The organism is Trebonia sp. (assembly GCF_049794275.1).
Lineage (GTDB): Bacteria > Actinomycetota > Actinomycetes > Streptosporangiales > Streptosporangiaceae > Trebonia.
The window spans coordinates 1-6,159 of record NZ_JBARCR010000628.1; the positions used below are offsets into that span (position 1 = coordinate 1).

Sequence of the window (6,159 nt, forward strand, 5' to 3'; positions counted from 1 at the left end):
CGGCTATCGCGCAGGGGATCGATACGTGCTGAACTGATTGTTGCCGTCGCTGTAGCGCTGGAGATAGTCCTGGTCTTCGGCCTCGGCTGCCCAGAAGGGGCCGGCCTGGCTGATCTTGGTAACGACCGTGCCGGGCCACATGCCCGAGGCGTCGGCGGCGGCGATCGTGTCCTCGGCGACCTGGCGCTGCTCGTCGCTGGTATAGAAGATCTCGGAGCGGTAATCGGAGCCGACACGATCTTCACCAAGGTCGGGGCGGTGGATCTGGAAGAAGAACTCCAGGATGTTCCGGTAGGAGGTCTGCCCGGGATCGAAGTTGACCTCGACCGCCTCGGCGTGACCGGGATGGTTGCCGGCGGTCGGGTTGTCGTTCTCCCCGCCGGTGTAGCCGACGCGGGTGGAGATGACTCCGGCGCGGTGACGCAGCAGTTGCTGCGCGGGCCAGAAACAGCCCCCGGCGAGGGTCGCGGTCTCGGTGTTCTCGCTCATCGCGGTTTTCCTCGTAACAGGCACCCGGCACAGCCAGTGCAGCTTCTCAACTGGGAGGCGCAACTCCGCGGGGAACAATGTTCCGCGGTGAGGAACGGAAGCCGGGCGTCGCACGCTGAACCCGGGCCGTGCTAGCCGTACCTCAGGTTCGGGTGTCCGCACGGTACCTCTCCTGCTCAGGGCCGGCGAGCATTGAGATAGCAGGTGACCGGAGCAGCCGGGCACCGCAGCTCACCGGAGGCATTCCGATGTACGCAACCGCTGGCACCATCCCTCCCTCGCGATCGGTCCTGGAGAGGTTGCTGGTCAGGGAATTTGAGTACCGCCGCCCCCGCCGCTATGCGGATGTGCGGATTGCCTGTGGCATCTTCAACGTCGTCCTCGGCGTCGCCCTGCTCGCTTCGGTCCCCTGGACGGGGCAGCTGGCATTGCTGGGCGTGCTGCCGCTGGCGGGGGCGGCGCTGATCTTCTGGACCGTCCGCCGGCTGCAGGCCAGTGCCCAGGGCTAGCCCGGGTGGATACTGGGGCCTCCGGACAGCTCACTGGAGGCATTCCGATGTCCGCACCCGCTGACGGCAGCCCTCCCGCGCGGCCTGTCCTGATGAGGCTGCTGGTCAGGGAATTTGAGTATCGCCGCCCCCGCCGCTACGCGGGTGTGCGGATTGCCTGTGGCATCTTCAACGTCGTCCTCGGCGTTGCCCTGCTCGCTTCGGTCCCCTGGACGGGGCCGCTGGCATTGCTGGGCGTGCTGCCGCTGGCGGGGGCGGCGCTGATCTTCTGGACCGTCTACCGCCTGCAGCAGGACAGCGTCCGCCGGGTGCAGGAGCTGGAGCGATCCCGGACCAGCTTGGTGGACGATTCGGCCGCGAGGCTGCGGCAGATCGAGCGCGACCTGCACGACGGCGCGCAGGCGCAGATGGTCGCTGTCACCATGAAGCTCGGGCTGGCCGTGAAGAAGCTCGGCGGCATGACCGACGGGACCGGGCAGACCGACCTGGACAGGGCCCTGGAGCTGGTCGTCGCCGCGCACCGCGGCGCCAAGGAGGCCATCGCCGAGTTGCGTGACCTCTGCCGCGGCATCCATCCCACCGTGCTCGACCAGGGCCTGGGCATCGCGCTCACCACCCTCGCCGCGCGCAGCGACCTGCCCGTCGAGACGGTCATCGACCTGCCCGAGCGTCCGTCCGCCGCGATCGAGACCATTGCCTACTTCTGCGCCGCCGAGCTGCTCACCAACGTGACCAAGCACAGCGGCGCCCGGCATGCCACGCTGGAGGCCGTCCACGTGCCCGGCCTGCAGCTGCGGGTGCGGGTCAGCGACGACGGATGCGGCGGCGCCCAGGCCGGGGCGCGCGGCGGGCTCGCCGGGCTCGCCGACCGGATCAGGACCGTGGACGGCAGGCTGCAGCTCAGCAGCCCGCCGGGAGGCCCTAGCGTGGTCACCGTTGAGCTGCCGTCCCACGCGTGACTGAACCGGAGCTCCGATGAGGATCGTCATCGCCGAAGACTCGGCTGTAGTGCGAGCCGGCCTGGCTGAAATCCTGGCAGACAGCGGCCACCAGGTCCTCGCCGCCGTAGGCAACGCCGTCGACCTGCTAGCCGCGGTGGACGAGCACCATCCGGACGCCGCCGTGGTGGACGTGCGGATGCCGCCCGGCTACACCGACGAGGGCCTGCGCGCCGCGATCGCCATCCGCCGCGACCACCCCGCGACCGGGGTGCTGGTGTTCTCCCAGTACATCGAGACCCGGTACGCGGCTGACCTGCTCGGCGCGGCGCCCGGTGGCGGTGCCGCGGGGGTCGGGTACCTGCTCAAGGACCGGGTTGGCGACGTCGACGAATTCGTCGAGGCGCTGAGCCGGGTAGCGGCCGGCGGCACTGCCCTCGATCCGGAGGTCGTCACGCAACTGCTGCGCGCCAGCCGCCGGGATACCGGGCTCGGCTCCCTCACGGCCAGAGAGCGCGACGTGCTGGCCCTGATGGCCGAAGGCCGGTCCAACGGCGCGATCGCCGCGACCCTGGTGATCTCGGAGCGGGCCGTCGAGAAGTACATCGCGAGCATCTTCAGCAAGTTCGGCCTGGCGCCGTCGGACTCCGACCATCGCCGGGTGCTCGCCGTCCTCCGCTACCTGCATCCCTGACCGGCGACAGCCGCGCACAATGAGCCAGGACAATGAGCCAGGACGCTGTGCGGGCCATCGCTCCTTCTGCTCCGGGCGAAGTACAAGTTGACAGACTCACTGACAACTCGTATCGTGCCTGTTATGTCAGAAAGGCTGACAACACCATCGCCGCCGCTTCCCCAGCCGGACGCAAATCTCGGCTACCTGTTCCGGCTCGCGCACCAGCACTTCCGGGCGCGGCTGGACAGCGAGCTGGAGGACCTCGGGCTGTCCGCGCAGGATTACGGCATCCTCAGCGTGTTCGAGACCAGGCCTCAGCTGTCTACCGCCGAGCTTGCCCGCATCTCGCAGGTCACGAGGCAGACGATGCACACGTCCATCCTCAGCCTGGAGACGGCGGGGCTGGTTGAGCGCATCGCGAAGAATCAACGGGTGGTGCTCGTGCGCCTGACGGCGCGAGGCCGCAACCGCCTGCAGACAGCAACGCGCCGGGTACGCGCAGTGGAACATGCCGTGCTCGCCGATCTCAGCCGCCAGGACGAGCGAACCATCCGGACGTGGCTCGCCAGCCTGGCGGCCATGACGCCGAGCCCAGGGAACGCGCAGGCCGAGCCAACGGAGGAGCCATGATTCACCAGACCCCGGCGACCGGGAATCGCGAGCAGCGCATTCGCGACGCGGAAAGGAACCTGTTCGCCGCCGTCGGCGCGGACGTCGACGAGTTTTTCCTCACACTCCCGCGAACGGGCCTGCGAGTACGAGTGCTCTCCCATGGACAGGGCCCGGCGGTTGTCCTGCTGCACGGTGTCACGGAGAACGCCGCCATCTGGGCGCCGTTGTTCGCAAACCTCCGTCACTTCCGGCTGCTCGCCGTGGACCTACCCGGCCACGGCCTGTCCGACCCGGTCACCTTCCGGCGCGGGCAGGTACGCGAGCACGCCCGCCAGTTGATCGATGACATCCTGGACGCGCTGTCGCTCGACAAGGCACCCGTGATCGGCCACTCACTTGGCGGCATGTTCGCCCTCTGGCACGCAGCCGCCGGTTCCAACCGGATCTCCACGGTCGTCGCGATCGGACAGCCCGCCGTCGCGCTGCCGGGCGTACGCGTGCGCATGCCGCTATCACTGCTGACTGTCCGCGGACTAGGCATCGCTGTCTTGCGCGCACCCAGCCCGCATCGGGTCTACCGCCGCCTGCTCGCCCAGGGGCAAGGCTCCGCCGAAATAGCGGCCGCGCCGGACCCGCTGATCCAGGCACTGCGCCTGTCCGCACGCCGGCCGGAGAACGCCAGAACCGTGGCGTCGCTCATGCACGCGATCGACCGATTCCGCCGGCCACGCCCCGAGAGTGTCCTCACGAGCGCGGAACTCGCCGCGATCACGACACCCGCGATCTTCATCCTCGGATCCGACGACCCCTACCTATCCATCGAGCGCGCGCGGCCCTCTATCGATCAGATACAGGACAGCAGGCTTTACGAGCTGCCAGCCGGACACGCGCCCTGGCTTGTCGACCCCCAGCGGGCTGCCAGGCTGATCGCGGAACACCTCACAGCCGGCCCGCACCCTCCGACAGCCGAACAGGCGATTGCCCAGCTCTGAGCTACTCTGGCGAGCCCGGACGGATGATAGCCGCGGGTACTGATCCTTATCCCGCTGCTATCCCGAGGCGGGCCCGCCAGAACGCGATCGCGGGTGCTTATGCCTGGTTATCTGGCTGGCCGCGATCTGCGAGGGTGACCTGGATGGTCCGTTCCTCGGTGCCGCGGGTGATGGTGAGCTCGATGGCGCCGCCCGATGCGGCCTGGAGTGCGTCGAACAGGTCGTCGGGGGTGCGTACCGGCTGACCCGCGGCCGCTACGATCAGGTCGCCCTGGGCGAGTCCTGCGCGGGCGGCCGGGCTGTCTTCCACTACGTCGCGGACGAGCAGGCCGTCGGTGTCGGGCAGGCCGACGGCGCGGCGCAGCCGCCTGGCGACGTGGTTGGGCGCGATGGCGATGCCGAGCCGCGGTGATTGTGCTGATTCCCCGCGGCCGAGTGCGCCGGCCCGGTCCCGTAGTGCCTCGTCGGCGGGTATGGCCAGGTAGAAGCCCTCGCCGAGGCGGTTGGTGTTGATCGCGAGCAGCTGCCCCGCGGCGGTGAGAACCGGGCCGCCTGAGGAGCCGGGCAGCAGCGGGGCGGTGTGCTCGAGGCTGCCGGTGATGCGCCGGCCGCGCGGGCCCCGGAAGGACCGCTCGACGCCGGAGACGAACCCGAACGTTACCCGCAGCCCGCGCCCGCCCGGGTTGGCCAGCGCGAACACCGGCGTCCCGATCTCCGCGGCCGCGCCGTCGGCCCACGGCAGTGCGGGGGCACCGCCGGTGTCGACGCCGATGACGGCCAGGTCGCCGTCAACGTCGTGCCCGGCTACGTTCCCCTCCGCGGTGCGCCCGTCGGCGAAGGTGACCGTCACCCGGTCGCCGCGCACGTTGTGCGCGTTGGTGAGGACCGTGCCCTCGCCGAGCACGATGCCTGAGCCGACGCCCCAGCGCTGCCCGACGCCCACAACCGAGCTTCCGGCGCCTGCTGCTAGTTGCCTGATGGTTGCCCCGATTTCATCGAGGATCGCCATGTCTGCCACCTCCAGTAAGTAGTAACTTGCAAATTACTATTAACTGATCAGAAGTCAACGGGGCTACGATCAGCCCATGGCTGAATCCGAGCTGGAACCCTCGCCGCTCGCCGAGGCGCTGGCCCGGGTCGGCGACCGGTGGACACTGCTGGTGGTGGAAGCGCTGCTGCCCGGCCCGCGCCGGTTCAACGACCTTCTCGGCCAGATCCCGGGCATCGCCGCGAACATCTTGTCCGAGCGCCTCAAACGGCTCGAACGCGACGGACTGCTGATAGCCCGGCCCTACTCCCAGCGGCCCCCCAGGGCCGCCTACCAGCTGACCGCGGAGGGCACCGAACTCGCCGGGGCACTCCGGCTGCTCGCGCACTGGGGGACCCGGCACACCGACCCGGCGAACACCCCACGCCACCTCGCCTGCGGCACCCCCATCGAGGCCCGCTGGTACTGCCCGACCTGCGACCAACTCGTCGACCACGAGCCGGATAACGCCCAGACGCACTATGTGTAAGGTCCACCGGCCGGTAGAGCCATCCTGCGATTCGGCGTGAGAGGCGCTCAGAATCGGTGCGCCGGTCCGTCTGCATTGACATGAAGCTCACCGTTCAGACATTCCTGACCCTCGACGGCGTGATGCAGGCTCCCGGCGGACCTGAGGAGGATCGCAGCGGCGCCTTCGCGCGCGGCGGCTGGCAGGCGCCATTCCCCGACCCGGCCGTCGGCGAGTTCGTCACCGAGCTCAACAGCCACGCCAGCGCGTTCCTGCTCGGCCGCAGAACGTTCGACATCTTCCGTGGCTACTGGCCTGATCAGACCGACCCCGCCAACCCCATTGCCACGGCGATCAACTCGCTGCCCAAGTACGTCGTGTCCAACTCGCTCAGCGAGGCCGATGCGACGTGGCGCGGCGAGCACCCTGACACCGCTCGCCTCGTGA

9 protein-coding genes are annotated in these 6,159 nt (G+C 69.2%); 7 read left to right on the top strand and 2 right to left on the bottom strand.

All coding sequences use genetic code 11. From position 1 onward, the window contains the following. Positions 1 to 3: 3 nt before the first annotated feature. Positions 4 to 489 carry a peptide-methionine (S)-S-oxide reductase MsrA gene (gene msrA, locus WA805_RS16765; protein WP_425242806.1) on the bottom strand — a complete coding sequence of 162 codons (486 nt, stop codon included), beginning with the start codon at positions 487 to 489 and terminating at the stop codon, positions 4 to 6. 347 nt (positions 490 to 836) lie between these two features. On the opposite strand from msrA, the gene WA805_RS16770 reads away from it, so the two are divergent. The 5 genes from WA805_RS16770 to WA805_RS16790 all read left to right on the top strand — a co-directional run bounded on the left by WA805_RS16770 (position 837) and on the right by WA805_RS16790 (position 4,216). Beyond that, a complete protein-coding gene (locus WA805_RS16770) occupies positions 837 to 998 on the top strand; it encodes a hypothetical protein (RefSeq protein ID WP_422287585.1) in 162 nt (53 codons plus the stop codon). Positions 999 to 1,045: 47 nt separating this feature from the next. Beyond that, entirely contained in the window at positions 1,046 to 1,957 is a 912-nt protein-coding gene (locus tag WA805_RS16775) for a sensor histidine kinase (protein ID WP_425242807.1), read from the top strand. Positions 1,958 to 1,973: 16 nt separating this feature from the next. After that, the gene (locus WA805_RS16780) at positions 1,974 to 2,630 is read left to right on the top strand and encodes a response regulator transcription factor (protein WP_422287589.1); all 657 of its coding nucleotides are present in this window, start codon (positions 1,974 to 1,976) and stop codon (positions 2,628 to 2,630) included. 123 nt (positions 2,631 to 2,753) lie between these two features. Next, on the top strand, positions 2,754 to 3,242 hold the full coding sequence (locus WA805_RS16785) for a MarR family winged helix-turn-helix transcriptional regulator (protein WP_422325412.1): 489 nt from the start codon (positions 2,754 to 2,756) through the stop codon (positions 3,240 to 3,242). Next, entirely contained in the window at positions 3,239 to 4,216 is a 978-nt protein-coding gene (locus WA805_RS16790; protein WP_425242808.1) for an alpha/beta fold hydrolase, read from the top strand. The genes WA805_RS16785 and WA805_RS16790 overlap by 4 nt, the downstream gene beginning before the upstream one ends. A gap of 97 nt (positions 4,217 to 4,313) precedes the next feature. Here WA805_RS16790 and WA805_RS16795 read toward each other — a convergent pair whose 3' ends face one another. After that, on the bottom strand, positions 4,314 to 5,225 hold the full coding sequence (locus WA805_RS16795) for a S1C family serine protease (RefSeq protein WP_424562481.1): 912 nt from the start codon (positions 5,223 to 5,225) through the stop codon (positions 4,314 to 4,316). Between the two features lie 76 nt (positions 5,226 to 5,301). On the opposite strand from WA805_RS16795, the gene WA805_RS16800 reads away from it, so the two are divergent. Both WA805_RS16800 and WA805_RS16805 read left to right on the top strand, forming a co-directional pair. Next, on the top strand, positions 5,302 to 5,733 hold the full coding sequence (locus WA805_RS16800; protein WP_422272260.1) for a winged helix-turn-helix transcriptional regulator: 432 nt from the start codon (positions 5,302 to 5,304) through the stop codon (positions 5,731 to 5,733). Between the two features lie 80 nt (positions 5,734 to 5,813). Next, the coding region (locus WA805_RS16805; protein WP_422341233.1) for a dihydrofolate reductase family protein at positions 5,814 to 6,159 on the top strand (346 nt) is incomplete at its 3' end.

Excerpts from the sequence above, each read along its gene's own strand:
- WA805_RS16785 (WP_422325412.1), top strand. The coding sequence starts at position 2,754 with ATGTCAGAAAGGCTGACAACACCATCGCCGCCGCTTCCCCAGCCGGAC.
- WA805_RS16780 (WP_422287589.1), top strand. The coding sequence starts at position 1,974 with ATGAGGATCGTCATCGCCGAAGACTCGGCTGTAGTGCGAGCCGGCCTG.
- WA805_RS16800 (WP_422272260.1), top strand. The coding sequence starts at position 5,302 with ATGGCTGAATCCGAGCTGGAACCCTCGCCGCTCGCCGAGGCGCTGGCC.
- msrA (WP_425242806.1), bottom strand. The coding sequence starts at position 489 with ATGAGCGAGAACACCGAGACCGCGACCCTCGCCGGGGGCTGTTTCTGG.
- WA805_RS16775 (WP_425242807.1), top strand. The coding sequence starts at position 1,046 with ATGTCCGCACCCGCTGACGGCAGCCCTCCCGCGCGGCCTGTCCTGATG.
- WA805_RS16795 (WP_424562481.1), bottom strand. The coding sequence starts at position 5,225 with ATGGCGATCCTCGATGAAATCGGGGCAACCATCAGGCAACTAGCAGCA.
- WA805_RS16790 (WP_425242808.1), top strand. The coding sequence starts at position 3,239 with ATGATTCACCAGACCCCGGCGACCGGGAATCGCGAGCAGCGCATTCGC.